Raw genomic sequence first — 25,697 nt, 5'->3', positions numbered from 1 at the left:
GTCCGGATACACCTCCATTCATCGAGGTCCGTGAGAACCCCGCCTTTTCCTGGCGGGGTTTTGCTTTTTTGTGCAGAAAAAAGGAGTCTGCCTGAATCATGACCACCGCACCGTCCATCATTCTTACCCGTCTTGACGTGCAGCGTCTGGAGCAACTGATCGACCGCTTGGGCGACGAGTTTCCCGGCGCCCGAGCGTTGCAAGCCGAACTCGACCGCGCCGAAGACGTGGTTGGTCACGATGAAGTGCCTGCGGGTGTCGTGACCATGAACTCCAGCGTGCATTGCCGTGAGCAAAGCAGCGGCAAGGACTATCACCTGACGCTGGTCTACCCCAAGCACGCGAACGCCGACGAAGGCAAGATTTCGATCATGGCACCCGTGGGCAGCGCATTGCTCGGCCTGCAAGTGGGCCAGCACATCGACTGGCCGGCGCCAGGCGGCAAGACCTTGAAGCTGGAATTGCTCAGCGTCGAAGGCCAGCCCAAAGATGGCGGCGCCTTCCCGCTCTAAACCTGATTCAAGGCCGCATTGAGTGACTGTTCCAGTTCGGCTTTATAGCGCAGGTACAGATTGCTTGGGCTTTGCACATCACCGAGCAGCCCCGACAGATCCAGATCAGTGATATAGCAGCGGTAACGCTCGGTTTCCCGACGTTGCCCGACGATCTCCCGGGCGACCACCGTAAACAGCTGGTCGCCAAATTCCAGTTCGCAAAACTCCCGCTGATTGCAGTACAGGGTGATCCCTACGTGGCCTGGCGTGCCTTTGCCGATAATGGCCTGCACGTCATAAAACGCCTTGTTGGCCGGGTCTTGCGGGGCCGGCCTTGGCTCAACGCCCCGCGCACGGCCGCTGCCCGATGGCAACAGTTGGTAATACAGGATCTGTATCTCGCCCGCGGGTTGCTGGGTGTCCAGGGACGATAGTGCTTCGCGGCGATACAGGATCGATTGCAAAAAGCGCTGCAACGGCGCCAACAGGCTTTGCTCATCATGAAATGGCAAGCGCTGTTGCCAGAGCGCGTTGAATTCGTCGAGCACGTAGACGTCGGCGAAGCCTTCATTAACGCGGTAGAACACCTGCACACACTCGGCTTGGCCCATGGGCAGCAGCAGCGCCAGGTCGTGGTCTTCCAAGGCCATGGCGTCCAGGTGCCACGGGCTATAGCTGACCAGCTCCTCGCTGAGGTAGGCGATCAGCGCGTCCTGGGTCGGCAGTGACACATGGGTGGCCTGGCCCGGTACCAGTTCCATGACGTGATAATGCTGCTGCACCTGGAGCAGGTAGCGATGATTGCCCTGGCCGAGCAGCAGATGCTGCGCGGTGTCGAATACCTCTTCCACCCGCTGGGCAATGAACTGTGCCCGGTTGTGACAAAAACAACGCACTCGCAGGCGTGGCAGATGGTTCGAGGGCAGTTGGTTGAGGTAGTCGCGCAGGCAGTCGAGCAGGGCGTGGGGGCCGTCATAGCGGCTGACCATCACTTCGTTCCAGCTGTTGAGCGTGACCTGGTCCAGGGTCAGCACCAGATTGTCGCGCACGCCGGCATAGCTCAGGGAGTCGGTGCGCTCTGTGGTCATCAGGATATTCAGGTCGCGATGATGTTTGAGCGGGTCAACCCCAACGTTGATCAACAGCAGCACCTCTTCCGGCACTGCCGGGCGCAGCAAGCGGCTCTCATCGACACTGGACAGGGGCAGGGCGATGGTCTGTTGCAGGCTGCCCAATAGGTTGAACAGCTCGAACTCGGTCATGTCGCTGGTGCCGGGGTGCAGCGCCAGGCGGGTGCTGCTGTCGATCACGCCGTTGCGATGGCACCAGGTGAGCATTTCCAGCAGGTCGCGGCTGCGTTTGATCGGGGCGAAGTGTTCCCACTCCAGAGCGGTAAGGTTGCCGTTATACAGGCCCCAATGGTGCTGGCCCGGCTCCTTGCGGTTGGGCGACTGCACCAGGGTCAAAGTGTCTTCGGCCAGGTCCGGGGCGATGCCGGGGTTGATGAACTCGACCTTGCCGGCCTTGCGCTCGAACGCCGCATACAAGCGGCGGCCCAGTACATTGAGTTCGCGTTTATTGACCGCGCTGGCGGTGTGTTCGCTGCGGGTGAACTGGGTGAGGAAGCGGTAGCTGTAGTTCAACTCATTGACCAGAGCACGGCGCTCGGAGGCGACCTGGCGCACTTTCCATTGGCTGCGGCTGTCCAGCAGGGCCAGTTGGCGCGTGTCCCAGCCCCACTCATGCGCCAGGCGTTCCAGCAGCTGCCGTTGCCAACCGGCGGTGCGCTGGCCGGCGCTGAGCTTGCGGTTGACCTTCAGGTACAGGCTGCGGCGCACCAGTTCCAGGCGCTCCAGCTCGTTGCGGGCCTTGAGGTATTCCTCGATGCGGCGGTAGACCATGATGTACGGGTCCAGCTCATCCAGGTCTACCTGATGGCTGAACACCGCCTGTTTGAAGCGCAGGCTCAGGCATTGCACCTTCGGGTGTTCGCTGGCGTAGACCTCGGTCAGCAGCAGCTTGAGCACCGATTTATAGGGCGACTCGATGCCCTTGAACAGTTGCCACAGCCCGGCGCCAATAAACTCCCCCGGAGGAATATGAGCCAGATGGCCGAGGTCGAGGGTTTCATCGGCGCGGATGAAGCGCTTGGACACCAGGGCGTGAGTAAATTCGGCGTAGCGGTTTTCTTCGTAGACCGGTACCAGCCACCAGATGGGGGTGCGCCCGGCCAGCCAGATCGCGGTGCGATAGAACTCATCCAGCAGCAGGTAGTGCTGGGTGGTGCCGCAGTCGTCGGAACTCAGTGGCGTATCGCGATCACCCAACACAAAGCGCGTCGGGTCGATCAGGAAGAAATGCGCCTCGGCACCCATGCTCAAGGCCCAGGTTTCCAGCAGTTGGCACTTTTTGCGCAGCTCGGCCAGCTCGGTCTCGCTCAGGTCGGGAGCGTGGCATACCCACACGTCCATATCGCTTTGATCGGCCTGCGCCAGCGTGCCAAGGCTGCCCATCAGGAACAAACCGTGGATCGGCGTAGGCGGGTTGCCATGGCGCGGTTTATAGGAGAACGAGCGGGTCAGGCGTTGGGCATCGGCCAAGGCCTGGGCGTCCGGTTCGAAATTCGACAGGCCAGCCGGTGTGTTACTGGAGACATAGCCCGGCAACAGCGGATGATTGACGTGGAAAAACAGCGGCAACAAAGCCAGCACGCTTTGCTGGCGTGGCGTCAGCCCCTCGACGGCCCGGACCATGCGGCCTTGATTGAGGGTCATGAAACGCGCGCGCAGTTGGGTCAGCACCTTACGGTCGATGCCTTCGTCCAGATCGGGGCGGATTTCATGGGTGCGGGTCATGTCGAACTCGGTGGCTCGCAGCCCGACGCGGGCGGCCATGCAGGAGTTTACAGACAGTAGCGTAGGAGTTTTAGAGGGAAGTGGCTTTTTGGCGTCAGAATTTCGTATGCCGCGCAGCACCACCCGCGGAATCCGCAGGCGGCGGACTCCATGGGCGGTATCAAGTATCAGGCGGCTTCTTTGGTGTTGGCAGTGGTCAGGATGGTCAGCAGGGTTTGGGCTTGCTCGGCAGCGTCCCGGCCAAGGCTCGTCAGGTAGCCCCCGTCCGGTTGGTCAATCAGCCCTTTGGCATGGAGGCGCTTGGCAGCGGCGATGGCAGTAGGGGCGGCAGTCTGATGGACTTTCAAGCCTTCCTTGGTGCTGTCCAAGGGGAAGAGTACAAGGATTTCCAGTTCGGCAACCAACTCAGGGGTATACGACATAAGGACTCCAGACTTTCTAAAATTTATTAGAGGCTAGCAGGCCATAAGGTGAACGCACTTTGCCGAACTGTCCAGCGTGTTGCTGCGTGCCGGGGTTATTCCTTTTCCGGCGGCAGCTCGGGCAGTGCCCGCAGTGCCGTTTCATACCACTCGGTATTGAAGGCGCGGTCATCTTCGAGCATGGCGTCGATCTCGAACGCCAGCACGTGAGCCATCAGATTCAGGATATCTTCGCGCTCGTAACCCACCAGGGTCAGTTTGTTGAACGTAGCCTTGGCCGCTGGCGGGTTATCGCTCTCGATCTGGTTCTCGATGGCTTCGATCAGCGTGGTCTCGGTGAATTCTTCTTCGTCGTTGTCGATATCGGTCGGCTCGCTCATGGCAGGCTCCTCAAGGAAAGGGCGTCAGTCTACCCCCATTCAGGTGGGTGATGCTGCTGGTCAGGGTGCCCTCGAGGATCTATAACTCTTGCAGCCAACCCCACACCCGGCCTGGAGGCTTTGCGATGCTCAAGCTTTACGGATTTTCGGTCAGCAACTACTACAACATGGTCAAGCTGGCGCTATTGGAGAAAGGACTGCCCTTCGAAGAGGTGCCTTTTTATGCTGGGCAAACTCCCGAAGCCTTGGCGGTAAGCCCCCGCGGCAAAGTGCCGGTGCTGGGTGTGAAGCAGGGGTTCATCAACGAAACCAGCGTCATTCTCGAATACCTCGAACAGACCCAGGAAGGTCCGGCGCTGTTGCCCGCCGACCCGTTTGCGCGGGCTCAGGTGCTGGCGCTGTGCCGTGAGATCGAGCTGTACATCGAACTGCCTGCGCGGGCGTGTTTCGCCGAGGCTTTTTTCGGCATGGCGGTGCCGGAGGCGATCAAGGAGAAGTCCAGGGCCGAGCTGCTGCTTGGAGTAGGTACCTTAGGCCGGCACGGGAAGTTCGCGCCTTATGTGGCGGGGGAGAGCTTCACCCTTGCGGACCTGTATTTCATGTACAGCCTGAACCTGGCCTGCGGTGTGGGCGAGAAGCTGTTTGGGCTGGATCTGCTGGAGCCGTTGCCGAAGGCGAAAGCCTTGTTGGCGCGCCTGAATGGGATGCCCAATGCGCAGAAGGTAGAGGCGGACAGGCAGGCGGCGATGCCGGCATTCATGGCGATGATTGCGGCCAAGAAATAACCAATGTGGGAGGGGGCTTGCTCCCGAAGGCGGTGGGTCAGCTAAGATTTTCTTGTCTGATACACCGTCTTCGGGAGCAAGCCCCCTCCCACAATTTTAGCGGCTGGCGAGCAATTGCTGGCCGCGCACGACCGCCGCCTTGACCTGTGCCGGCGCAGTGCCGCCCACATGATTACGGGCATTCACCGAGCCTTCCAGGGTCAGCACGGCAAACACATCCTGCTCGATCTGGTCGCTGAACTGGCGCAGTTCTTCCAGGCTCATTTCCGCCAAGTCCTTGCCGGTGTCCACACCGTACTTCACGGCGTGGCCGACAATTTCGTGGCAGTCACGGAACGGCAGGCCCCGGCGCACCAGGTAGTCCGCCAGGTCGGTCGCGGTAGAGAACCCGCGCAGGGCCGCTTCACGCATGATCGTATGCTTGGGCTTGATCGCCGGAATCATGTCGGCAAAGGCACGCAACGAGTCGCGCAGGGTGTCGGCGGCGTCGAAGAGCGGTTCCTTGTCTTCCTGGTTGTCCTTGTTGTAGGCCAATGGTTGGCCTTTCATCAGGGTCAGCAGGCCCATCAGTGCACCAAATACACGGCCGCTCTTGCCACGCACCAACTCTGGCACGTCGGGGTTTTTCTTTTGCGGCATGATCGAGCTGCCGGTGCAGAAACGGTCCGGCAGGTCTATGAACTGGAATTGCGCGCTGGTCCATAGCACCAGCTCTTCGGAGAAGCGCGACAGATGCATCATCGCGATGCTGGCGGCGGCGCAGAATTCGATGGCGAAGTCCCGGTCCGACACGCCGTCCAGGGAGTTGCCGCCCACGGCGTCAAAGCCCAGCAGTTGTGCGGTGTACTCACGGTCGATCGGGTAGGTGGTGCCGGCCAGTGCCGCGCTGCCCAGCGGCATGCGGTTGGCACGCTTGCGGCAATCGACCAGGCGCTCGTAGTCGCGGCTGAGCATTTCGAACCAGGCCAGCAGGTGGTGGCCGAAGGTCACGGGCTGTGCGGTCTGCAGGTGAGTGAAGCCGGGCATGATGGTGTCCGATTCACGCTCGGCCTGCTCCAGCAAACCTTTTTGCAGGCGGGTGATTTCGCCCAGGATCAGGTCGATCTCATCGCGCAGCCACAGGCGGATATCGGTGGCGACCTGATCGTTACGGCTACGGCCAGTGTGCAATTTTTTGCCGGTCACGCCGATGCGATCGGTCAGGCGTGCCTCGATGTTCATGTGCACGTCTTCCAGGTCGACGCGCCAGTCGAACGTCCCTGCCTCGATCTCACCACGGATGGTGGTCAGGCCGTCGATGATGCTGTCACGCTCGGCGTCGGTCAGCACGCCGACCTTGGCCAGCATCGTGGCGTGGGCGATGGAGCCCATGATGTCGTGGCGGTACAGGCGTTGATCGAAGGTGACGGAGGCGGTGAAGCGCGCGACGAAGGCGTCGACGGGTTCACTGAAGCGGCCGCCCCAGGACTGGTTGGTCTTGTCGGTGCTCATGGATTCGCTCGTGATCTGCTTAAAAGAGGCATGAAGGTGTGCCGGCGATCATAACAGGGTTGCCCGTGGAGGCGGTGCTGCGGGTGATCGGCAATTTTATTTGTGTAAGAGATGGCTAAGTGCCTTGCCGCCGACCGCATCCGGGACGAGACTGGGGGCAGGTACTTATTGAAACGATATTTGACGATTGAGCAATGTCGCCTCAGTGAGCGTCTACAGTTGGACTGATAGTGTGTGAATGCACCAAAGTCGGGTGATGCGGTCATAACCAGACTATCCATTAAACAGGGGGGTATTCGGATTGTTTATCAGTGAACCCTACGACGATGCCCGAAGGCAGCGGGTCTTGGGCGCTATTGAACAGGTCCGGGTAAATTTGGGTGCCATTCTCAGGGCACTTTTTGCCGCTCGCGCTAGTCTTAGCGTGGATCGCTGTGACGTCAGTCACCGCACCTGTCTACGCTATCCTTGTGCGAGACTCACGCAGGAATCCAGCGCAATATGAATGTCCTGATCGTTGATGACGAACCCCAAGCCCGCGAGCGACTGAGCCGTCTGGTCAGTGAACTCGAGGGTTATACAGTCCTTGAACCGAGCGCCACCAGCGGCGAAGAGGCGTTGACGCTGATCGACAGCCACAAGCCGGATGTAGTGCTGCTCGATATCCGCATGCCGGGCTTTGATGGCCTGCAGGTCGCCGCCCGCTTGAGCGAACGCGAATCGCCGCCCGCCGTGGTGTTGTGTGCGGCGCAGGATGAGTTTTCTGCACAAGCGCTGGAAGACAGCGGTGTCAGTTTTCTCGTCAAGCCGGCCACTGCCGAAGCCTTGCTCAAAGCCTTGAAAAAAGCCGAGCGTCCCAGCCGCGCCCAACTGGCTGCCTTGACGCAACCGGCTGCGCAAAGTGGTAACGGGCCACGCAGCCATATCAGCGCACGTACCCGCAAGGGCATCGAGCTGATCCCACTCGGCCAGGTGGTTTACTTTATTGCCGATCACAAATACGTGACCTTGCGCCACGAGACCGGTGAAGTGTTGCTTGATGAACCGCTCAAGGCGCTTGAAGACGAGTTTGGCGAGCGTTTCGTGCGCATTCATCGCAACGCGCTGGTCGCCCGTGAACGCATCGAGCGCCTGCAGCGCACGCCCCTGGGGCACTTTCAGCTATTCCTGAAGGGGCTCAATGGCGATGCGTTGATCGTCAGCCGACGCCATGTCGCTGGCGTGCGCAAGATGATGCAGCAGCTTTAGCCCAAGGGTTGCGGCGCGGTCTGCATTCCTTATCCCGGTGCGACGTGGCCAGGGAGGCCCCGCACTTGCTGATTCAAATCAAAGCGTATTTGCCTGAGCTGTTATTATCCGCCGTATCTATTCAGTACGGATTGATCCATGTCCTCTCGCGAAATCCGCATCGCCACCCGTAAAAGCGCCTTGGCCTTGTGGCAGGCCGAATACGTCAAAGCACGCCTTGAACAGGCCCATCCCGGCCTCAAGGTCTCCCTGGTGCCCATGGTCAGTCGCGGCGACAAGCTGCTGGACTCGCCATTGTCGAAAATCGGCGGCAAGGGCCTGTTCGTCAAGGAGTTGGAAACTGCGCTGCTGGACAACGAAGCCGACATCGCCGTGCATTCGATGAAAGACGTGCCCATGGACTTCCCTGAAGGCCTGGGCCTTTTTTGTATCTGCGAGCGCGAAGACCCGCGCGACGCCTTCGTTTCCAACACCTTCGCGTCCCTGGACGAATTGCCGCTGGGCAGTATCGTTGGCACCTCCAGCCTGCGTCGCCAGGCCCAGTTGCTGACGCGGCGTCCCGACCTGCAGATCCGCTTTTTGCGTGGCAACGTCAACACGCGCCTGGCCAAGCTCGACGCCGGCGAATACGACGCGATCATCCTCGCCGCTGCCGGCTTGATCCGCCTGGGCTTTGAAGACCGCATCACCTCGGCCATCAGCGTCGAAGACAGCCTGCCCGCTGGCGGGCAGGGCGCAGTCGGAATCGAATGCCGCACCGCCGACAGCGAAATTCATGCGCTGCTAAAACCTCTCGATCACGCAGACACCGAAGTGCGCGTCACCGCCGAGCGTGCCTTGAACAAACACCTCAACGGTGGCTGCCAGGTGCCCATCGCCTGCTATGCCGTACTCGAGGGTGAGAACCTGTGGCTGCGTGGCCTGGTTGGTGATCCGGACGGCGGTAACCTGCTGACCGCCGAGGTACGTGGGCCGCAACGTGATGCCACGGCCTTGGGGATTCAGGTCGCCGAAGCGTTGCTGGAAAAAGGCGCGGGTACCATTTTGCAAAAAGTCTATGGCGAGGCCGGCCCGCAGTGACCGACTGGCGAGTGCTGCTGACGCGGCCTGCCGAGGAGTCGACGGCCCTGGCGGCGTTATTAGCCCAGAGCGGTATTCACAGCAACTGCCTGCCTTTGCTGGAGACTGAAGCCTTGCCGGTGACCGCAGAGCAACACGCGGTGTTCGGCGCGCTGCCGCGCTATCGCGCCGTCATCGTGGTGAGCAAGCCGGCTGCGCGCCTGGCGTTGCTGCGGTTGGGGGGCAGTGTGCCGCCAATGCCCTGGTTCAGTGTCGGCGCGGCCACGGCCCAGATATTGGCCGATCATGGCCTCAACGTTCACTTTCCCGCCACGGGCGATGACAGCGAGGCCTTGCTTGAACTGCCCGCCTTGCGCGAGGCTATTGCAGCGCCGGGTGCCCGGGTGTTGATCCTGCGCGGCGAGGGCGGGCGTGAGTTGCTGGCAGAGCGTTTACGCGAGCAAGGTGCTAGTGTCGATTACCTGGAATTGTATCGGCGTTTTCTTCCGGTGTATGAGAAGGGCGCGTTGATGCAACGCATCCAGTTGGAACGCTTGAACGGCCTGGTGGTCAGCAGTGGGCAGGGTTTTTTACACCTGCACGCGTTAGCCGGCCCCGATTGGCCAGAGGTGGCACAGCTGCCGTTGTTCGTGCCCAGCCCGCGTGTATATGAAATGGCGCGGGCCGCGGGTGCAGAAAAAGTTGTGGATTGTCGCGGCGCGAGTGCCGCGGCTTTGTTAGTGGCGTTAGGGAGCTATCCCGTTCCCACTCTCTGATACGCAAAGGACGGATACGTGAGCGAAACAGCCTTGCCTAAAGATGAAGCTCAGCCCGCGCTTGATGCGCCGGTCGAGACACCGGTCAGCGCGCCACGCCGTGGCAATGGCCTGGCAGTCGTCGCCTTGCTGTTGGGCGCTGCGGGCGTAGCCGCCGGCGGCTGGGGGATCTGGCAGGTCCGTGCCCTGCAAGCCAGCAGCCAGCACCAACTGGGCCAGGTGCAGACCCTGGATGACCAGTCCCAGAGCCTCAAGCAAGGCCAGCAACAGCTGGCCGCCCGCCTGGCGCAGTTGCCGGGTGCGGATGAGCTGGAAGAGCGTCGCCGCCTGGTCACTCAGTTGCAGGGTGATCAGCAGCGTCTCAACCAGCGTCTGGAAACCGTGTTGGGTGCCAGCCGCAAGGACTGGCGCCTGGCAGAGGCCGAGCATCTGATCCGTCTGGCCAGCTTGCGTTTGTCCGCCTTGCAAGACATCAACAGCGCCCAGTCGCTGGTGCAGGGGGCCGACGAAATTCTTCGCGAGCAGAGCGACCCAGGGGCTTTCGCTGCACGGGAGCAATTGGCCAAGAGCCTGGCCGCTCTGCGCAGCACCGAGCAACCGGACCGTACCGGCCTGTACCTGCAATTGGCTGCCTTGCGTGACCAGGTGGTGCAACTGGCGGCGATTGCCCCGGAGTATCAGCTCACGGAGCCTGCTTCCCAGGGGCGTCCCACCAGCGATACGCAGAACCAGTTGAGCCAGTGGTGGGAGCAGATCTCCCGTTATTTCCGCATCGACTTCAACCCGGATGACAACATCCGTCCCTTGTTGGCAGGCCAAGGCCTGAACCAAGTGCGGCTGGCCTTGAGCCTGGCGCTGGAGCAAGCCCAATGGGCTGCGCTTAACGGCGAGGCGGCGGTGTACAGCCGCTCGTTGGGAGAAGCGCGCAGCGTATTGCAGGACAACTTCAACCAGGACAACCCGCAGAGCAAGGCGATGCTGGCGCGTATTGCCGAGCTTGAGCCCAAGGCGGTGTCGGTGGTCACGCCTGACTTGGCTGCGAGCCTGGCTGCTGTGCAGGCGTACCTTGAACGCCGTCATCAGTCTGCCGACGAAGCCAAGGCTTCGGCTGGCAAACCGGCGACCCAGGAGTAGAGCTGATGAAGCGTTTCTATGTGATCCTGGTGCTCGCGATTGCGCTCGCGCTGGCCCTGGGTGTGGGCATTTCGAAACACACCGGCTACGTGTTGATTACTTATCCTCACCTGCTGCATTACGAATCAAGCCTGTGGGCGACATTGGTGGCGGTGTTCGCCATTGGCCTGGCGATTTACCTGATCCGCGTGTTATGGAGCCTGGTCAGCACATCCGGTGGCGTGGTCAACCCCTGGTCACGACGCAACCGCAGCCGTCGTGTGCAGATCGCTATCGAGCAAGGCCAGATGGACCTCGCCGAGGGCCGCTGGGCCAGCGCCGAACGCCACCTGCACCGCGCCGCCGAAGCAGAGCGCCAACCCCTGCTGTATTACATCGGTGCCGCCCGTGCGGCCAATGAACAGGGCCGTTATGAGGAATCCGACGGCTTGCTGGAGCGTGCGTTGGAACGCCAGCCCCAGGCCGAACTGGCCATTGCACTGAGCCATGCGCAGTTGCAGATGGACCGTGGCGATACGGAAGGCGCACTGGTCACCCTTCAGGCGATGCATGAGCGTCACCCGCACAACGCGCAAGTACTGCGACAGTTGCAACGTCTGCATCAGCAGCGTGGCGATTGGTCGTCTGTGATTCGCCTGCTGCCTGAGCTGCGCAAGGACAAAGTCTTGCCCGCCAATGAGCTGGCCGAGCTGGAGCGTCGCGCCTGGGGTGAGAATCTGAGCCTGGCGGCCCAGCGTGAAGAGCAAGGCGAAGCAGGGTTGCAGTCTCTGGAGCGCGCATGGGAGCAACTGACCGCAGCCCAGCGCCAACAGCCACAACTGGTATTGGCGTATGCCGACCAACTGCGTCGATTGGGCGCAGATGCAAAGGCCGAGGAAGTGCTGCGTGGCGCCCTTAAACGCGGTTATGACAGTCACCTGATCCGGTTGTATGGCCTGCTGCGCGGCAGTGATCCTGCGCGGCAACTGAAGTTTGCCGAAGGCTGGCTCAAGGACCATCCAGGCGATGCCAGCCTGCTGCTGACGCTGGGTCGTCTGTGCCTGCAAAACAGTCTGTGGGGCAAGGCGCGGGATTATCTGGAAAGCAGCCTGCAAGTACAGCGCAATCCCGAAGCCTGCGCCGAATTGGCTCGCCTGCTGGCCCAATTGGGCGATACCGAGCGCAGCAACCAGCTGTTTCAGGAGGGCTTGGGGTTGCTCGACAATCGTCTGCTGTCCTCGCCGCTGCCAGTGCCTGCGCGAGTTTGAAGTAGGAAAGGGTGGATGGGTTGGCTAGGACCGATCTGACACCCAACCCTTCAAACCCTGCAACCCCTCGGCTTAACTGGCTTTGTTACTAATTCCTACTTGTCTTGGCTGATTTTCCTCGGGCCCGTGGCGGGATGTCCTTATGTTTTCGAGGAAAAGTCCGCTCTAGGGCGTATTGAAAGGGGTCGGGCCTTTCCTCTACCGTAGCGACCTATCTCTTGCAGTGCGGATAAACAATGTCTCTGGCCCCTTTACGCTCTTTGTTTTTCCTGGCGTTCATGGCGGGTGCGCTGACGTTGGGCGCGTCTTACTACCTTCAATACGGTGCGCTGCTACGACCTTGTTTTCTATGCCAGGTACAACGCCTGTTCCTCGCCTCTTTTGCCTTGATCAACCTGATTGCCGCGCTTCACAAACCTGGGCGTTCCGGCCTTTGTCTTTATGGGTTGGCGAGCATGGGCTGTGCGTTGCTGGGCGCCATCACCGCAGGCCGGCAAGTCCTGTTGCAGAACAGGCCGGCAAGCCAGGTGGGGGATTGCTGGCCCAGCCTGCAGGACATGCTTGAAAACCTGTCTGTCTGGCAGGCAATGCGCTCGGTGTTCAATGGCACGGTCGATTGCGTTGAAATCAACTGGACGCTGTTTGACTTGAGCCTGCCTGAGTGGAGCCTGCTGTTTTTTGTGGCGATGCTGATCCTGGGGTTCATGCAGGTGTCACGGCTGTTGTTCGGCAGGCATTTGCGCCTCGCAACACATTGAAAACGAGACTCAGGTTGTAGGAGCGGATTAAACACTTGTATGAACATTCTCTCCTGCGTACCTTGAAGCCATAGTCATGCGGGCATAATCTGGCCCGCACGCGTTATCCAAACCGCTTGTCAGACGCGGCCTTGTCCGTCTGCTGCTTCATCCTTGAAGTGTTGCGCAGGTACAGAGCTGCGGCGCCCCAATAGGGAAGAGAGATCATCATGTTGGAAAGTTGTCAGAATGCTCAGGAACGCTGGGGTGGGGTGCACAAGCTGATCGACAGCTGGTTGAAGGCACGTCACGAACTGGTTCGGGCCTTTGATGCTCTCGGCGCCAAGCCCGAAGCGTTGGGCGAGAATCGCAAGCCGTTGCAGGAGTTCTGTGAGGTGTTGGTGGACTACGTGTCTGCCGGCCATTTCGGCGTCTACGAGCAACTGACCAAGGAGGCCGAAGCCTTCGATGATCAGCGTGGCCTGGAGTTGGCTGAGACGCTTTATCCGCGCATCGATGTGATCACTGAAAAGCTGCTGGCGTTCACCGACCTGTGTGATGCCGGGAAATGTGTCGCGGAAAAATTCAAAGAGTTGGGGGCGCTGTTGCATGAGCGTTTCGAGCTGGAAGATTGCTTGATCGAAGTGCTGCACAACGCTCATAAGGAAGAACCCGCCACCCAGGCTTGAAGCTGGTGGCGAGGTAAGAAAAACGGTGCGCATGTCGCACCGTTTTTTTATGGGTCAGTGGCGAGTGCCGATTAGTTCGATCTCGAACACCAGCGGCGTATAGGGGGGGATCAACTCACCTGCGCCGTCTGCGCCATAGGCCTGGGCTGAAGGAATCACCAGACGCCATTTCGCACCCACCGGCATCTGTTGTAATGCACTGCTCCAACCGCTGATCACGCTGTTGAGGCGAAACCATTGCGGTTGCGTACTTTTGTCGAAGACAGTTCCATCAGGCAGTCGGCCCACGTATTTAACCTGCACTTCATCGCTGGCCAACGGCTTGTTGCCAGTGCCGGGTGTCAGCTCGGTGAGCAGGATCCCATCGGCCAACTGACGAACGCCGGCTGCGGCTTTTTCCCTTGAGAGAAATTGCTGCTCGGCAGCGAGTGCTTTTTCGCTTTGAGGTCGTTGGGCGTCGGCGGCGTTCTGCGTTTCGTGCTGCGCGAGGATCTGTTCGATGCGCGCGTTATCCAGCGCCAGTGGCTTGCCTTGGTAGGCTTGCTTGAGTCCGTCGAGCAGGGCCTGTATCTGCAGGTCGGGGACTTCCTGGCGCAACCGTTCGCCAAGGCTTGCGCCCAGGCTATAGGCAAGATCGTGCGGGGTTGCGGCGGTGGTGTTTGACGAGGGTTGCTCGCTTGCATCGGCCACGCAGATCGCCAAGCCGAACACTAGAAAAAGGTAACGCGACATGGGCATTCTCCCGGCGAAAGTGCGACGGATTATGCCAGTGCGAGTGCGTAAAAAGTGGCGCGGTTTTCCGTTATATCGATAAGAATTTTCGCACGCTGCAACGCAACGCAAAGGATACTGTCAACATGCCCTAGCGGCGGTAAGAGCAGAGGGCTAGTATGAGCCGCACCCACGTCAGCCAGGAGGTAAACCATGTCGGCCAAACAGAAGCCTGTAAATACCCCGTTGCACTTGCTCCAACAACTTTCGGGCAGCCTGCTCGAACATCTGGAAAGCGCGTGCTCCCAAGCCTTGGCTGATGCAGAAAAGCTGCTCGCCAAACTGGAAAAGCAACGCGGTAAAGCGCAAGAAAAGCTGCACAAATCCCGCACCAAACTGCAAGACGCCGCCACTGCCGGCAAGTCCAAGGCACAAGCCAAAGCCAAAGGCGCGGTCAAAGAACTTGAAGAGCTGCTGGATGCTCTCAAGGATCGCCAAGCCGAAACCCGCAGCTACATTTCCCAACTCAAAAAAGACGCTCAAGAAAGCCTGAAACTGGCCCAAGGTGTTGGCCGTGTGAAGGAAGCCGTAGCTAAAGCACTGGGTGCTCGTACGCCTGCAAAAGTAGCCGCCAAGCCAACTGCTAAAACTGCTGCTGCCAAACCAGCTGCCAAGCCAGCCGCTAAAACCGCTGCTGCCAAACCAGCCGCCAAGCCAACTGCTAAAACTGCTGCTGCCAAACCAGCTGCCAAGCCAGCCGCTAAAACCGCTGCTGCCAAACCAGCCGCGAAGCCAGCTGCTAAAGCTGCTGCCGCCAAACCAGCTGCCAAGCCAGTCGCTAAAACCGCTGCTGCCAAACCAGCTGCCAAGCCAGTCGCTAAAACCGCTGCTGCCAAACCAGCCGCGAAGCCAACTGCTAGAACGGCTGCTGCCAAACCAGCCGCGAAGCCAGCTGCTAAAACTGCTGCTGCCAAACCAGCGGCGAAGCCAGCTGCTAAAACTGCTGCCGCCAAACCAGCCGCGAAGCCAGCTGCTAAAACTGCTGCTGCCAAACCAGCCGCGAAGCCAGCCGCTAAACCTGCTGCTGCCAAACCAGCTGCCAAGCCAGTCGCTAAAACCGCTGCTGCCAAACCAGCCGCTAAAACCGCTGCTGTCAAACCGGCTGCCAAGCCAGCCGCTAAACCTGCTGCTGCCAAACCAGCCGCGAAGCCAGCCGCTAAACCTGCTGCTGCCAAACCAGCTGCCAAGCCAGTCGCTAAAACCGCTGCTGCCAAACCAGCCGCTAAAACCGCTGCTGTCAAACCGGCTGCCAAGCCAGCCGCTAAACCTGCGGCTGCTAAACCAGCCGTGAAGCCAGCCGCCAAGCCAGCGCCCGCAAAGCCAGCCGCTCCAGCAGCACCCACTGCCACCCCGGCAGCAGCCACCGCTCCAACTGCATCGGCCAGCAGCACCCCTGCACCGGTAGCGCCAAGCACCACCCCAACCAGCGCTTCCTAAGTGTTGGTGGCCATGACGCGCAATTGCAGCAGCGCGTCGTGGTCAAGGTTGGCGGCTTCGGTCGCCAGGCCTTCAAGCCAGTCTTGCTGATCCACCACCTCATTGATCGGCCATGTCTGCGCCAGCGCTTCCAAGCGCGCCAGCAACGTTCTTTCGGCCTCCAGCTCCAGTGTCTTGATCTGCTCGCGTAGCGATGCCAATTGCGCATCCTGCTGGGCCAAGGCTCGCCATTGCACGCGCACTTGTCGTAGCGGTTCGACTACCTGCACCCGCCACGGATGAGCCATCTGTTGCAGTGCCTGAACGCGTTCGGGCTTGTACGCCACACCTCGTTGCTCCAGCCAAGCACCACACAACAACAGGCACACGTCTGCCCCCTGCTCCTGCAAGCGCAGGCACGCGGCCTCCACGCCTGGGCGGGCATAGGTCGAAAGGGCAAAGCTCCACAGGTCAGCGCACATATTCACACCCAAGCCAGCGGCCAACGAAGCTGGTAGACTCCGCCGCCATTATGATCCGACTTCAAAGCCTAACATTACAGCGTGGCCCGCAACGTCTTCTTGAAGACGCCGAGCTGACCCTGCACGCCGGTCACAAAGCCGGCCTGATCGGTGCCAACGGCGCCGGCAAATCCACGTTGTTCGCCCTGTTGCTGGGGGAGCTGACCCCGGATTCCGGGGACTGCCTGCTGCCTGCCGACTGGCGCATTGCCCATATGCGCCAGGAGATCGACACCCTGGACCGTATCGCCATCGACTACGTGCTCGATGGCGACCTGCGCCTGCGCCAGGTGCAACACGACCTGGCTGAGGCCGAAAAAGCCCAGGACGGTGCCGCCCAGGCGCGCCTGCACTCGGAGCTGGACAGCGCCGACGGCTACACGGCCGACGCTCGCGCTCGCAAGATGCTCGCTGGCCTTGGGTTTACCAACGAACAGATGGACCGCCCGGTCGCCGACTTCTCCGGTGGCTGGCGCATGCGCCTGAACCTGGCTCAAGCGCTGATGTGCCCCTCTGACCTGCTGCTGCTCGACGAACCGACCAACCACTTGGACCTCGATGCGATCCTGTGGCTGGAAGATTTCCTCAAGAGTTACCAGGGCACCTTGCTGCTGATCTCCCACGACCGGGATTTCCTCGACGCCGTGGTCGATAACATCGCCCATGTCGAACAAAAGAAAATCACCCTTTACCGTGGCGGCTATACCGCGTTCGAACGCGCCCGCGCCGAACGCCTGGCCCAGCAGCAACAGGCCTTTGAAAAGCAACAGGCGCAACGTGCGCACATGGAAAGTTACATCGCAAGGTTCAAGGCCCAGGCTACCAAGGCCCGCCAGGCCCAGAGCCGGATCAAGGCCCTGGAACGCATGGAAGAGCTGTCGGCGGCCCACGTCGATTCGCCGTTCGACTTTGTCTTCCGTGAGTCGGTGAAGATCTCCAGCCCGCTGTTGGACCTCTCGGACGCTCGCCTTGGCTATGGCGACAAAACCATCCTTGAGAAGGTCAAGCTGCAGCTCACGCCGGGCGCACGCATCGGTTTGCTCGGCCCGAACGGCGCAGGCAAGTCGACACTGATCAAGAACCTTTCGGGTGAGCTTGAGCCGCTGGCCGGTCGCCTCACTCGTGGCGAGAACACGGTGGTGGGTTACTTCGCCCAGCATCAACTGGACTCGCTGGACGCCAAGGCAAGCCCGTTGTTGCACCTGCAACGCCTGGCGCCGACCGAGCGCGAGCAGTCCCTGCGCGACTTCCTTGGCGGTTTCGACTTCCGTGGCGCGCGCATTGACGAACCTGTGCTGAATTTCTCCGGTGGCGAAAAAGCCCGACTGGCCCTGGCCCTGATCGCGTGGGATCGCCCGAACCTGTTGCTGCTCGACGAGCCGACCAACCACTTGGACCTGGAAATGCGCCTGGCGCTGACCATGGCCCTGCAGGAGTTCAGCGGTGCGGTATTGGTGGTGTCTCACGACCGTCACCTGCTCAAGAGCACCACCGACAACTTCCTGCTGGTGGCCGACGGTAAGGTCGAAGAGTTTGATGGCGACCTGGACGACTACGCGCGCTGGCTGACGGAGTACCGCCTGCGCAATGCGCCGGCCAGCAACACGCCGGTCAACCCGGACAAGACCGACAAGAAAGCCCAGCGCCAGGCCGCCGCCGCGCTGCGCCAGCAGTTGGCGCCGCACAAGCGTGAGGCCGACAAGCTGGAAGCCGAACTGGGCAAGGTGCATGAGCGCTTGGCCAAGATCGAAGCCAGCCTGGGCGACAGCGCCGTGTACGAGGCGGCGCGCAAGGACGAGCTGCGTGACCTGCTGGCCGAACAGGCCAAGCTCAAGGTGCGCGAGGGGCAGTTGGAGGAAACCTGGATGGAGGCCCTCGAATTGCTCGAAACCCTGCAAGCGGAGCTGGAGGCGCTGTCCTGATGGAGGCGTTGCAATTACCGGTACCGGTGCAATGGATCGAACCCATCTGGATCGGCGTGCAAATCCTGCTGATCCTGCTGGCTGGCTACCTGGCTCAGCGCTTCGTCGCAAAAGGCCTTACGCGCCTGGGTGAGCGCTACCCGTTCCCGCCGCAATTGCTGATGCCCCTGCGGGGCGGCTTGCGCTGGCTGATCATGGGCAGTGCGCTGATCTTTGTGCTGGGCCGCCTGGGTGTGTCTGCCACGGTGTTGTGGACGGCCCTGTCAGGCTTTGTCGCGGTGGCGGCCGTGGCGTTCTTCGCCATGTGGTCGGTGCTGTCGAACCTGCTGTGCGCGATCCTGATCTTCACGGTCGGGCCGTTTCGCCTCGGTGATATCGTCGAGTTGGTGGACACCGTCGACAAACCGGGCGTGAAGGGCCGGGTCGTGGCGATCAACTTGCTCTACACCACGCTGATCGAAGTCGAGGAAGCCGGGACCAACAGCGCGATGGTGCAGGTGCCCAATAGTCTGTTCTTCCAGCGTTCGGTACGCCGTTGGCCCGGCTCTGGCACTAATATCCTGTAGGCGCGAGCAAGCTCGCTCCTACAGAAATCTATAGCCAGCCTTTGGTCGCTGGAGTTAGCTTAAGGCACAACCGCTAACTCCCTTACGAGGTGTGCAATGGCTCTCGATACATGGCTGGCCTTTTTCCTGGCCAGTTGGATCATCTCCCTTTCTCCTGGCGCCGGTGCCATCGCCTCGATGTCCAGCGGCCTGCAATACGGTTTTGTGCGTGGCTACTGGAACGCCATCGGTCTGCAACTGGGCCTGGCGATGCAGATTGCGGTGGTCGCCGGTGGTTTGGGTGCCATTCTGGCGGCCTCGTCTACTGCGTTCTATGCGATCAAATGGTTTGGCGTGGCCTACCTCGTGTATCTGGCCATCAAACAATGGCGTGCCCTGCCCATGGACATGACCGATGACGCCGCCGTGCGCCCGATCGGCAAACCGATGGCGATGATGTTCCGCGGCTTCCTGGTTAACGCCAGCAATCCCAAGGCGCTGGTGTTTATGCTGGCGGTGCTGCCGCAGTTCGTGAACCCGCAGGCGCCGTTGTTGATCCAGTACCTGATCCTCGGTGCCACTATGATCAGCGTCGATATGATCGTGATGGCGGGCTACACAGGGTTGGCGTCGAAAGTCTTGCGCCTGTTGCGTACGCCCAAACAACAGAAACGCGTAAACCGCACCTTTGCTGGCTTGTTTGTCGGCGCTGCCGGTTTCCTGGCGAGCCTGCATCGCGCCACGGCCTGACCAAGCGACTGGCTCAAAAATGTGGGAGCGGGCTTGCTCGCGAATACGGTATCAGTCAAAGAAAATAGTGACTGAAGCACCGCGTTCGCGAGCAAGCCCGCTCCCACATTGGTTTTAGGGTGATATGAAATAACACCTTGAGTCGAATCCATTAAAGCTCAACAATAGTGTTACTTCGTATTTCCACTTGAGATTCATTCATGACCGCCCCTTTCCGCTTTCTCGCCTGGCTGCTGTTGCCGGCGTTGCTGTCGTGCAGCTTCAATCTGTTGGCCGCGACCGCCGAGGGCGCGCCGCAAGCCCTGCATTTGCTGGACTACATTGGCGCCGACTACCCACCCACGGTGGAGGCGGGCAAGGTGGTGGATGACTCGGAATACCGTGAACAAGTGGAATTTCTCGGGGTGTTGCAGGGGCTGGTGGCGGATTTGCCAGACAAACCCGAGCGCGCCGAGCTGATAAAGGGCGTTGATGAACTGCTGGCCGCGGTCACTGCCCACCAGGATGGCGCAAGCGTTGCCCGCCAGGCCCGCCAATTGGGTGCCAAGCTGGCCGTGGCGTATGAAGTCAGCCAGGCCCCGGCCATCACGCCGGACCCGACGCGCGGCGCGCCGCTCTACGCCCAGCATTGTTCGGTGTGCCACGGCACAGCAGGTGCCGGCGATGGCCCCGCAGGCATGGGCATGACGCCACCACCCGCTAACCTGCGCGATGCCACGCGCCTGGATCGCCTGAGCCTCTACGCGATCTACAACACCCTCGGCCTGGGCGTGGAGGGCACCGACATGCCGTCGTTCGCTGACCAATTGGACGACCGCCAGCGCTGGGACCTGGCAACCTATATCGCCGGCTTCACGGCCGACCCGGCCGCCGCCAAAGGCGAGCAGACATTCAACCTTGCCGACCTGGCCCGCCAGACCCCCAATGAAGTGCTCGCCGCTGACGGCCCTGGCGCTGCCGCGACATTCCGCGCTCAACGTGCCCAACCGCCGCAGGTTCAGCGTGGCCCCGCGCAGTTGCTCGACTACACCGCCGCCACCCTGGACAAGAGCCTCGCGGCCTTCCGCAACGGCGACCATGAGCAGGCTTACGATCTATCCGTCGCGGCCTATCTGGAAGGCTTCGAACTGGTGGAAAGCTCCCTGGATAACGTCGATGCCAATGTGCGCAAAGACACCGAGAAGGCCCTGATGGCCTATCGGCAATCGTTGCAGGACGGCTTGCCTATCGAGCAGGTGCAGCAGCGCTTGGACTTGGCCAAAGGCAAGCTCACTGAATCGGCCGGTTTGCTGGGCGGCGATGGCCTGAGCTGGTCGTTGAGCTATATCTCCGGCTTGCTGATCCTGCTGCGCGAAGGCCTGGAAGCGATTCTGGTGCTGGCAGCGATCCTCGCCTTTCTGCGTAACACCGGCCAGCAATCGGCGGTGCGCAGCGTCAACGTCGGCTGGGGCCTGGCGCTGTTGGCAGGCTTGGGTACCTGGGCTTTGGCGGCCTATGTCATTGACGTCAGCGGTGCCCAGCGTGAGTTGCTTGAAGGCTGCACGGCGTTGTTCGCCAGTGTGATGGTGCTGTGGCTCGGCGTGTGGATGCACGACCGGCGTCACGCGGCAGCCTGGCAGGACTACATCAAGAGCAGCCTGGTGGGCGGCGGTGGGCGTTTCGGTTTTGCCGTGCTGGCGTTCTTCTCGGTGTACCGCGAACTGTTCGAAGTCATCCTGTTCTACGAAACCCTGTGGCTGCAAGCCGGCCCTGCCGGGCACAACGCGGTGCTGGCCGGTGGTGCCACGGCGTTGGTGCTGCTGGTGGGCCTGGCCTGGGTGATCCTGCGCGGTTCGGCGAAGTTGCCCCTGGCGCTGTTCTTCGGCATCAACGCCGCGCTGCTGTGTGCGCTGTCGGTGGTGTTTGCCGGGCACGGTGTGAAAGCCTTGCAGGAAGCAGGCATCTTCGGCACGCGGCCGGTGGCGTTCTTTGACTTCGACTGGCTGGGCATCCACGCCGATGCGTACTCGTTGGGGGCACAGGCCGTGGCGATCCTGGCGATTGTGGTGTTGTATGGCCGTAGCCGCCTGACCGAAAAGCGCCGGGTGGCGGCGTAGCATGCGCGTGTGGATCGACGCCGACGCCTGCCCTCGGGCGGCCAAGGACCAAGTGGTGAAGTTCGCCCTCAAGCGCCAGTTTGAGGTAGTGCTGGTGGCAGGGCAAAGCCAGATCAAACCGAGCTTTGCCTGTGTGAAGCTGATCGTGGTGCCCAGCGGGCCGGATGCCGCCGATGATTACCTGGTGGAGCACGCCGTGCCCGGCGAACTGGTGATTTGCAGCGACGTGCCCTTGGCCGACCGCCTGGTGAAGAAGGGCGTGACGGCCCTTGACCCGCGTGGCAAGGAATTCAGCCCAGCGAACATGAGCGAGAGGTTGGCGGTGCGTAACCTGTTTACCGACCTGCGCGAGCAAGGCCAGATGGGCGGCGGCCCACCGCCTCACAGCGAAAAGGACAAGCAGGCGTTTGCCAATGCGCTGGACCGAATCCTTACCCGCTTGATGAAACCACTGTAGGAGCGAGCAAGCTCGCTCCTACAGAAAGAGGGCGTCAGTCGTTCTCGTGAGTCAACTCTAACACCCGATCCACCAGCTTGTTGATGCCTGACGCCACCTCGCTGATGTTCTTGCCCAGCATGTAGGCCGGCGTACTCACCAGCTTGCGCGCCTGGTCTTCGACGATGTCCTCCACGCTGCATTCGAGGTGGGTGGCGCCCATCTTGTCCAGGGCTGCCGCGGTGTCGGCATCGTTGCCGATGGTACAGGTCACGCCAGGGCCGTAGATCTTGGCGGCCAGGGCCGGCGAAATGCAGATCAACCCCACCGGCTTGCCCGCTTCGGCAAAGGCTTCAGCCAGTGCCAGCACCTGGGGGTTGATGCTGCAACCGGCGCCTTCCACGGCAAAGTTCGACAGGTTCTTGGCCGCACCAAACCCGCCCGGCACGATCAGCGCGTCAAAGTCTGCGGCGTTGGCTTGGCCAATATCCTTCACGGCGCCGCGGGCAATGCGCGCCGATTCCACCAGCACATTGCGCGACTCGGGCATTTCTTCGCCCGTGAGGTGGTTGATCACGTGCAACTGCGCAACGTCGGGTGCAAAGCATTCCACTTGAGCGCCGCGCTGGTCCAGGCGCAGCAGGGTGATCACGCTTTCATGGATCTCTGCGCCGTCGTAGACGCCACAGCCGGAAAGGATCACTGCAATCTTTTTGCTCATGGGCATTTCTCCTGATTCATGGCGTTAAATGTCTACTAATTTGTAACCTGTTGCCAATGGGATCTCACGTCGCTGCACCTAATCTTGATGTAACAAAAATAGACCGGACTAGCCCATGGACTTCGTGCCTTACGCAGTACCGTTTTTTATCGCCCTGATTGTGGTGGAGTTGCTGGCCGACCGTTGGCGCGGCGCGCGCAACTACCGAGTGGCGGATGCCATCAACAGCCTCAGCACCGGTGTGCTGTCTACCACCACCGGCTTGCTCACCAAGGGTGTGGGCCTGCTGACCTACGCCTTCGCCCTCAAGCACCTGGCGTTGTTCGAGCTGCCGACCCAGAGCGCCTGGACCTGGGTATTCGCCTTTGTATTTTATGATTTCTGCTACTACTGGCTGCATCGCATGGGGCATGAACGCAACATCCTGTGGGCCGCGCATTCGGTGCATCACCAGAGCGAGGACTACAACCTCAGCACTGCCTTGCGCCAGACCAGCACCGGTTTCCTGCTGAGTTGGATCTTCTACTTGCCCCTGGCGGTGGTTGGTGTGCCGCTGGTGGTGTTTATCAGCGTAGCGTCGCTCAACCTGCTGTATCAATTCTGGGTCCATACACGCCATGTTCCCAAGCTCGGCTGGGTCGAATGGTTTTTCGTCACACCGTCCAATCATCGGGCCCACCATGCACAGAACGCTCTCTACATGGATCGCAACTACGGCGGGGTGTTCATTATTTGGGACCGGCTGTTCGACACCTTCCAAGAGGAAGACGATAACGAACCGGTGATTTTCGGCGTAACCACACCCCTGGCCAGTTGGAATCCGCTGTGGGCCAACCTGCAGTTTTATGCGCAGCTCTGGAGCGACGCCAGGCGTACTGAGCGTTGGTGGGACAAGCTGCGCATCTGGTTCATGCGCACCGGTTGGCGGCCGGCGGACGTCAAGGCCAAGTACCCGATGGCCAAGCCGGACCTGAGCCAGTTCCGCAAATTCGAGGTGCCGCTGGACGTGCGCCACCAGGTCTACATCGCCTTGCAGTTTGCGGCTTATGTGGGGTTTGGCAGCTATCTGATGAATGTGGGTGAGGGCTCGCCCACCTCGGCGCTGGTCCTCGGTTGGGGCGCGATGGCACTGGGATTGTTTACCCTGGGGGTTGCGCTGGAGAATCGCCCATGGGCACTGAAGGCCGAGCTGGCGCGCCTGGTGCTGAATGTTCCCTTGGTATGGCTGGCGCCGCTGGCAGGGTTGTGGCCCGCCAGCAACCTGGGCCGGCTGGGCCTGGCGAGCTACAGCCTGCTCAGCCTCATCGGCCTCTACTGTTGCAGAAGCCGGCTTACTCGGTGGGTGTCTTAGGCGTTTCGATCGGGGCTGGCTCGTTAGCCAGCCGAGCCTTGGCCTCGGCACAGGCTTGGCGGGCGATGCGGGCATTCTTGAAGCGACGGCGCAGCCACAGGCCAAAGCCCAGCACCAGCAAGGCGCCCAGTACCCACAGCTCGTATTTCTTGACGCTGCCGAGCATCCCTTCCAGCACCGCGCCAAAGTGGTAGGCCGCCGCCCCCAGTGCCGCGGCCCAGATCGCCGCGCCAATACCGTTGAGGACCAGGTAGCGCAACGGTGGATAGCCGGACAGGCCAATCGCCACGGGCATCACCGTGCGCAAGCCGTAGACGAAGCGGAAACTCAATACCCAGATATCCGGATGCTTGCGGATATGTTCCAGCGCCTTGTCGCCCATCAATTGCCAGCGCGGCTTGCGCGCCAGCAACTTGCGGCCGTGCTTGCGCCCCATGTAGTACCAGAGCTGGTCGCCGGCGTAGCTGCCAAAAAAGGCAACGACCACCACCAGGTTGATATCCATGTAGCCACGGAACGCCAGGAAGCCTGCGAGTACAAGGATGGTCTCGCCTTCGAAGAACGTGCCGAGAAAGAGGGCAAAGTAGCCGAAGTCATGCAGAAATTGTTGAAGCATGGTCTAGGGTGCTGGCGAAATGAACGCGCAGCCTACGCCTTCACGAAGATTCATGAAAGTATCGAGATGTGTCACGAAGTGAACAATTCCTATGCAAATGACGAATGGGACTACAGGTCGCGTCGATAAGCACAACTGTCATTCATTCGTCATAATGGCCGCTTATAACTGCAACGCTCGCCCGTAAACACGGGCTCAGGAGTCTGTCGTGAGCTTTACCCCTGCCAATCGCCTGTTCCCTGCCACCCGTCTGCGTCGCAATCGTCGTGATGATTTTTCTCGTCGCCTGGTACGTGAAAATGTACTGACCACGAATGATCTGATCCTGCCGGTTTTCGTGCTCGACGGCGAAAATCGCCGGGAAGCGGTGGCGTCGATGCCGGGTGTGGAGCGTCTGACCATTGATTTGTTGCTTGAAGAAGCGGCGAATTGGGTCGAGTTGGGCATTCCGGCGCTGGCGCTGTTTCCGGTGACCCCGGCGGAACTCAAGTCCCTGGACGCCGCTGAAGCCTGGAACCCCGACGGGATCGCCCAGCGCGCCACCCGTGCCTTGCGCGAGCGCTTCCCGGAACTGGGGGTGATCACCGACGTGGCCCTGGACCCGTTCACCACCCACGGCCAGGATGGCATTCTTGACGAAGACGGTTATGTGCAGAACGACATCACCGTCGATGCACTGGTCAAGCAGGCGTTATCACACGCGGCTGCGGGCGCCCAGGTGGTTGCACCGTCGGACATGATGGACGGGCGCATCCAGGCGATTCGCGAAGCCCTTGAGCTGGCCGGTCACGTCAATGTGCGGATCATGGCCTACTCGGCCAAATACGCCAGCGCCTACTACGGCCCATTCCGCGATGCGGTAGGCTCGGCGCTGAACCTGGGCAAGGCCAACAAGGCCTCGTATCAGATGGACCCGGCCAACAGCCAGGAAGCCCTGCACGAGGTGGCTGCCGACCTGGCCGAAGGCGCCGATATGGTGATGGTCAAGCCGGGGATGCCCTACCTTGACATTCTTTACCGGGTCAAAGAGGAATTCAAAGTGCCGACCTTTGTCTATCAGGTCAGCGGTGAATACGCCATGCACATGGCGGCCATCCAGAATGGTTGGTTGAGTGAAGGGGTGATCCTCGAATCCCTGACTGCCTTTAAACGTGCCGGCGCTGATGGCATTCTGACCTACTTCGCCGCCCGCGCCGCCCAATTGCTTAGAGAGCAACAATAGCCCTCACAGGAAC

General features: G+C 60.9%; 24 protein-coding genes and 2 pseudogenes. 18 read left to right on the top strand and 8 right to left on the bottom strand.

The genetic code is table 11. The annotated features are described in order from the left end of the window. Positions 1-98: 98 nt before the first annotated feature. Positions 99-512, top strand: coding sequence for a nucleoside diphosphate kinase regulator (gene rnk / locus JMV15_RS06465; protein ID WP_014720453.1), 414 nt, complete (start codon positions 99-101; stop codon positions 510-512). On the opposite strand, the gene JMV15_RS06460 is transcribed toward rnk, so the two are convergent. From JMV15_RS06460 to JMV15_RS06450, 3 genes are all read right to left on the bottom strand, one after another. Next, positions 509-3,349 (bottom strand): class I adenylate cyclase, encoded by a 2,841-nt coding sequence (locus JMV15_RS06460; protein WP_038452269.1) that lies wholly within the window; start codon positions 3,347-3,349, stop codon positions 509-511. The two genes, rnk and JMV15_RS06460, sit on opposite strands and share 4 nt — an antisense overlap. A gap of 167 nt (positions 3,350-3,516) precedes the next feature. Next, positions 3,517-3,771 carry a TIGR02647 family protein gene (locus JMV15_RS06455; RefSeq protein ID WP_014720451.1) on the bottom strand — a complete coding sequence of 85 codons (255 nt, stop codon included), beginning with the start codon at positions 3,769-3,771 and terminating at the stop codon, positions 3,517-3,519. Between the two features lie 95 nt (positions 3,772-3,866). Next, positions 3,867-4,151, bottom strand: coding sequence for a hypothetical protein (locus JMV15_RS06450; RefSeq protein WP_014720450.1), 285 nt, complete (start codon positions 4,149-4,151; stop codon positions 3,867-3,869). Between the two features lie 125 nt (positions 4,152-4,276). Between JMV15_RS06450 and JMV15_RS06445 the strand changes: the two genes are divergently transcribed. After that, the gene (locus tag JMV15_RS06445; RefSeq protein WP_014720449.1) at positions 4,277-4,936 is read left to right on the top strand and encodes a glutathione S-transferase family protein; all 660 of its coding nucleotides are present in this window, start codon (positions 4,277-4,279) and stop codon (positions 4,934-4,936) included. A 96-nt stretch (positions 4,937-5,032) separates the two neighbouring features. On the opposite strand, the gene argH is transcribed toward JMV15_RS06445, so the two are convergent. Further along, positions 5,033-6,427 (bottom strand): argininosuccinate lyase, encoded by a 1,395-nt coding sequence (gene argH, locus JMV15_RS06440; RefSeq protein ID WP_014720448.1) that lies wholly within the window; start codon positions 6,425-6,427, stop codon positions 5,033-5,035. A gap of 501 nt (positions 6,428-6,928) precedes the next feature. Between argH and JMV15_RS06435 the strand changes: the two genes are divergently transcribed. From JMV15_RS06435 to JMV15_RS06410, 7 genes are all read left to right on the top strand, one after another. Further along, entirely contained in the window at positions 6,929-7,675 is a 747-nt protein-coding gene (locus JMV15_RS06435) for a LytR/AlgR family response regulator transcription factor (RefSeq protein WP_003195394.1), read from the top strand. Positions 7,676-7,813: 138 nt separating this feature from the next. Then, positions 7,814-8,755, top strand: a complete 942-nt coding sequence (gene hemC, locus JMV15_RS06430) for a hydroxymethylbilane synthase (RefSeq protein ID WP_019819816.1) — start codon at positions 7,814-7,816, stop codon at positions 8,753-8,755. Continuing rightward, on the top strand, positions 8,752-9,510 hold the full coding sequence (locus JMV15_RS28275) for a uroporphyrinogen-III synthase (RefSeq protein ID WP_014720446.1): 759 nt from the start codon (positions 8,752-8,754) through the stop codon (positions 9,508-9,510). The genes hemC and JMV15_RS28275 overlap by 4 nt, the downstream gene beginning before the upstream one ends. Before the next feature lie 18 nt (positions 9,511-9,528). Then, positions 9,529-10,644: a uroporphyrinogen-III C-methyltransferase gene (locus tag JMV15_RS28270; protein WP_014720445.1), complete on the top strand. Its 1,116-nt coding sequence runs from the start codon at positions 9,529-9,531 to the stop codon at positions 10,642-10,644. 5 nt (positions 10,645-10,649) lie between these two features. Further along, positions 10,650-11,891: a heme biosynthesis protein HemY gene (locus tag JMV15_RS06420; protein WP_032901898.1), complete on the top strand. Its 1,242-nt coding sequence runs from the start codon at positions 10,650-10,652 to the stop codon at positions 11,889-11,891. A gap of 236 nt (positions 11,892-12,127) precedes the next feature. After that, entirely contained in the window at positions 12,128-12,649 is a 522-nt protein-coding gene (locus tag JMV15_RS06415; protein WP_032901899.1) for a disulfide bond formation protein B, read from the top strand. 209 nt (positions 12,650-12,858) lie between these two features. Next, positions 12,859-13,317: an Rsd/AlgQ family anti-sigma factor gene (locus tag JMV15_RS06410; protein ID WP_014720442.1), complete on the top strand. Its 459-nt coding sequence runs from the start codon at positions 12,859-12,861 to the stop codon at positions 13,315-13,317. 54 nt (positions 13,318-13,371) lie between these two features. Here JMV15_RS06410 and JMV15_RS06405 read toward each other — a convergent pair whose 3' ends face one another. Beyond that, positions 13,372-14,049: an FKBP-type peptidyl-prolyl cis-trans isomerase gene (locus tag JMV15_RS06405; RefSeq protein ID WP_014720441.1), complete on the bottom strand. Its 678-nt coding sequence runs from the start codon at positions 14,047-14,049 to the stop codon at positions 13,372-13,374. Between the two features lie 192 nt (positions 14,050-14,241). Between JMV15_RS06405 and JMV15_RS28875 the strand changes: the two are divergent. Beyond that, positions 14,242-14,580 (top strand): annotated as a pseudogene (locus JMV15_RS28875) (AlgP family protein); the annotation flags it as partial. Positions 14,581-14,994: 414 nt separating this feature from the next. Beyond that, positions 14,995-15,525 (top strand): annotated as a pseudogene (locus tag JMV15_RS28870) (hypothetical protein); the annotation flags it as partial. Here JMV15_RS28870 and JMV15_RS06395 read toward each other — a convergent pair. Continuing rightward, positions 15,522-15,986 (bottom strand): TIGR02444 family protein, encoded by a 465-nt coding sequence (locus JMV15_RS06395; protein WP_019819821.1) that lies wholly within the window; start codon positions 15,984-15,986, stop codon positions 15,522-15,524. The pseudogene JMV15_RS28870 and the gene JMV15_RS06395 overlap by 4 nt on opposite strands. A gap of 50 nt (positions 15,987-16,036) precedes the next feature. Here JMV15_RS06395 and abc-f point away from each other — a divergent pair, with 50 nt between their 5' ends. The 5 genes from abc-f to JMV15_RS06370 all read left to right on the top strand — a co-directional run bounded on the left by abc-f (position 16,037) and on the right by JMV15_RS06370 (position 21,795). After that, positions 16,037-17,947, top strand: a complete 1,911-nt coding sequence (gene abc-f, locus JMV15_RS06390) for a ribosomal protection-like ABC-F family protein (RefSeq protein ID WP_201491322.1) — start codon at positions 16,037-16,039, stop codon at positions 17,945-17,947. After that, the gene (locus JMV15_RS06385; RefSeq protein WP_003195372.1) at positions 17,947-18,513 is read left to right on the top strand and encodes a mechanosensitive ion channel family protein; all 567 of its coding nucleotides are present in this window, start codon (positions 17,947-17,949) and stop codon (positions 18,511-18,513) included. Before abc-f ends, JMV15_RS06385 begins: the two co-directional genes overlap by 1 nt. Positions 18,514-18,609: 96 nt before the next feature. Continuing rightward, positions 18,610-19,242 carry a LysE family transporter gene (locus JMV15_RS06380; protein ID WP_005792425.1) on the top strand — a complete coding sequence of 211 codons (633 nt, stop codon included), beginning with the start codon at positions 18,610-18,612 and terminating at the stop codon, positions 19,240-19,242. A 200-nt stretch (positions 19,243-19,442) separates the two neighbouring features. After that, complete coding sequence (locus JMV15_RS06375; RefSeq protein WP_014720437.1) at positions 19,443-21,338, top strand: FTR1 family protein; 1,896 nt, start codon at positions 19,443-19,445, stop codon at positions 21,336-21,338. Position 21,339: 1 nt separating this feature from the next. Continuing rightward, positions 21,340-21,795: a YaiI/YqxD family protein gene (locus JMV15_RS06370; protein WP_014720436.1), complete on the top strand. Its 456-nt coding sequence runs from the start codon at positions 21,340-21,342 to the stop codon at positions 21,793-21,795. A 34-nt stretch (positions 21,796-21,829) separates the two neighbouring features. Here the strand turns inward: JMV15_RS06370 and elbB are convergent, their stop codons facing one another. Next, positions 21,830-22,495, bottom strand: coding sequence for an isoprenoid biosynthesis glyoxalase ElbB (gene elbB / locus JMV15_RS06365; protein WP_019819824.1), 666 nt, complete (start codon positions 22,493-22,495; stop codon positions 21,830-21,832). A gap of 115 nt (positions 22,496-22,610) precedes the next feature. Here elbB and JMV15_RS06360 point away from each other — a divergent pair, with 115 nt between their 5' ends. Beyond that, positions 22,611-23,846 carry a sterol desaturase family protein gene (locus JMV15_RS06360; protein WP_038451947.1) on the top strand — a complete coding sequence of 412 codons (1,236 nt, stop codon included), beginning with the start codon at positions 22,611-22,613 and terminating at the stop codon, positions 23,844-23,846. Here JMV15_RS06360 and JMV15_RS06355 read toward each other — a convergent pair. After that, positions 23,827-24,462, bottom strand: coding sequence for a DedA family protein (locus JMV15_RS06355; protein WP_014720433.1), 636 nt, complete (start codon positions 24,460-24,462; stop codon positions 23,827-23,829). The genes JMV15_RS06360 and JMV15_RS06355 overlap by 20 nt on opposite strands. A 208-nt stretch (positions 24,463-24,670) precedes the next feature. Between JMV15_RS06355 and hemB the strand changes: the two genes are divergently transcribed. Continuing rightward, positions 24,671-25,684: a porphobilinogen synthase gene (gene hemB / locus JMV15_RS06350; RefSeq protein WP_019819828.1), complete on the top strand. Its 1,014-nt coding sequence runs from the start codon at positions 24,671-24,673 to the stop codon at positions 25,682-25,684. The last annotated feature ends 13 nt before the right edge of the window (positions 25,685-25,697 follow it).

Origin of the sequence: Pseudomonas paracarnis, from assembly GCF_904063055.1 — a bacterium.
GTDB classification, from domain to species: domain Bacteria; phylum Pseudomonadota; class Gammaproteobacteria; order Pseudomonadales; family Pseudomonadaceae; genus Aquipseudomonas; species Aquipseudomonas paracarnis.
The sequence above is the reverse complement of the archived record's forward strand: the minus strand, read 5'-3'. Positions and strand labels throughout refer to the sequence as shown.

Coding starts and splice junctions, on each gene's coding strand:
- JMV15_RS06370 (WP_014720436.1), top strand. CDS start 21,340: ATGCGCGTGTGGATCGACGCCGACGCCTGCCCTCGGGCGGCCAAGGAC.
- hemC (WP_019819816.1), top strand. CDS start 7,814: ATGTCCTCTCGCGAAATCCGCATCGCCACCCGTAAAAGCGCCTTGGCC.
- JMV15_RS06455 (WP_014720451.1), bottom strand. CDS start 3,771: ATGTCGTATACCCCTGAGTTGGTTGCCGAACTGGAAATCCTTGTACTC.
- JMV15_RS06410 (WP_014720442.1), top strand. CDS start 12,859: ATGTTGGAAAGTTGTCAGAATGCTCAGGAACGCTGGGGTGGGGTGCAC.
- elbB (WP_019819824.1), bottom strand. CDS start 22,495: ATGAGCAAAAAGATTGCAGTGATCCTTTCCGGCTGTGGCGTCTACGAC.
- JMV15_RS06405 (WP_014720441.1), bottom strand. CDS start 14,049: ATGTCGCGTTACCTTTTTCTAGTGTTCGGCTTGGCGATCTGCGTGGCC.
- JMV15_RS06360 (WP_038451947.1), top strand. CDS start 22,611: ATGGACTTCGTGCCTTACGCAGTACCGTTTTTTATCGCCCTGATTGTG.
- JMV15_RS06445 (WP_014720449.1), top strand. CDS start 4,277: ATGCTCAAGCTTTACGGATTTTCGGTCAGCAACTACTACAACATGGTC.
- JMV15_RS06355 (WP_014720433.1), bottom strand. CDS start 24,462: ATGCTTCAACAATTTCTGCATGACTTCGGCTACTTTGCCCTCTTTCTC.
- JMV15_RS06385 (WP_003195372.1), top strand. CDS start 17,947: ATGGAGGCGTTGCAATTACCGGTACCGGTGCAATGGATCGAACCCATC.
- abc-f (WP_201491322.1), top strand. CDS start 16,037: ATGATCCGACTTCAAAGCCTAACATTACAGCGTGGCCCGCAACGTCTT.
- argH (WP_014720448.1), bottom strand. CDS start 6,427: ATGAGCACCGACAAGACCAACCAGTCCTGGGGCGGCCGCTTCAGTGAA.
- JMV15_RS06415 (WP_032901899.1), top strand. CDS start 12,128: ATGTCTCTGGCCCCTTTACGCTCTTTGTTTTTCCTGGCGTTCATGGCG.
- JMV15_RS06395 (WP_019819821.1), bottom strand. CDS start 15,986: ATGTGCGCTGACCTGTGGAGCTTTGCCCTTTCGACCTATGCCCGCCCA.
- rnk (WP_014720453.1), top strand. CDS start 99: ATGACCACCGCACCGTCCATCATTCTTACCCGTCTTGACGTGCAGCGT.
- JMV15_RS06450 (WP_014720450.1), bottom strand. CDS start 4,151: ATGAGCGAGCCGACCGATATCGACAACGACGAAGAAGAATTCACCGAG.
- JMV15_RS06435 (WP_003195394.1), top strand. CDS start 6,929: ATGAATGTCCTGATCGTTGATGACGAACCCCAAGCCCGCGAGCGACTG.
- JMV15_RS06460 (WP_038452269.1), bottom strand. CDS start 3,349: ATGACCCGCACCCATGAAATCCGCCCCGATCTGGACGAAGGCATCGAC.
- JMV15_RS06375 (WP_014720437.1), top strand. CDS start 19,443: ATGACCGCCCCTTTCCGCTTTCTCGCCTGGCTGCTGTTGCCGGCGTTG.
- JMV15_RS06380 (WP_005792425.1), top strand. CDS start 18,610: ATGGCTCTCGATACATGGCTGGCCTTTTTCCTGGCCAGTTGGATCATC.
- JMV15_RS06420 (WP_032901898.1), top strand. CDS start 10,650: ATGAAGCGTTTCTATGTGATCCTGGTGCTCGCGATTGCGCTCGCGCTG.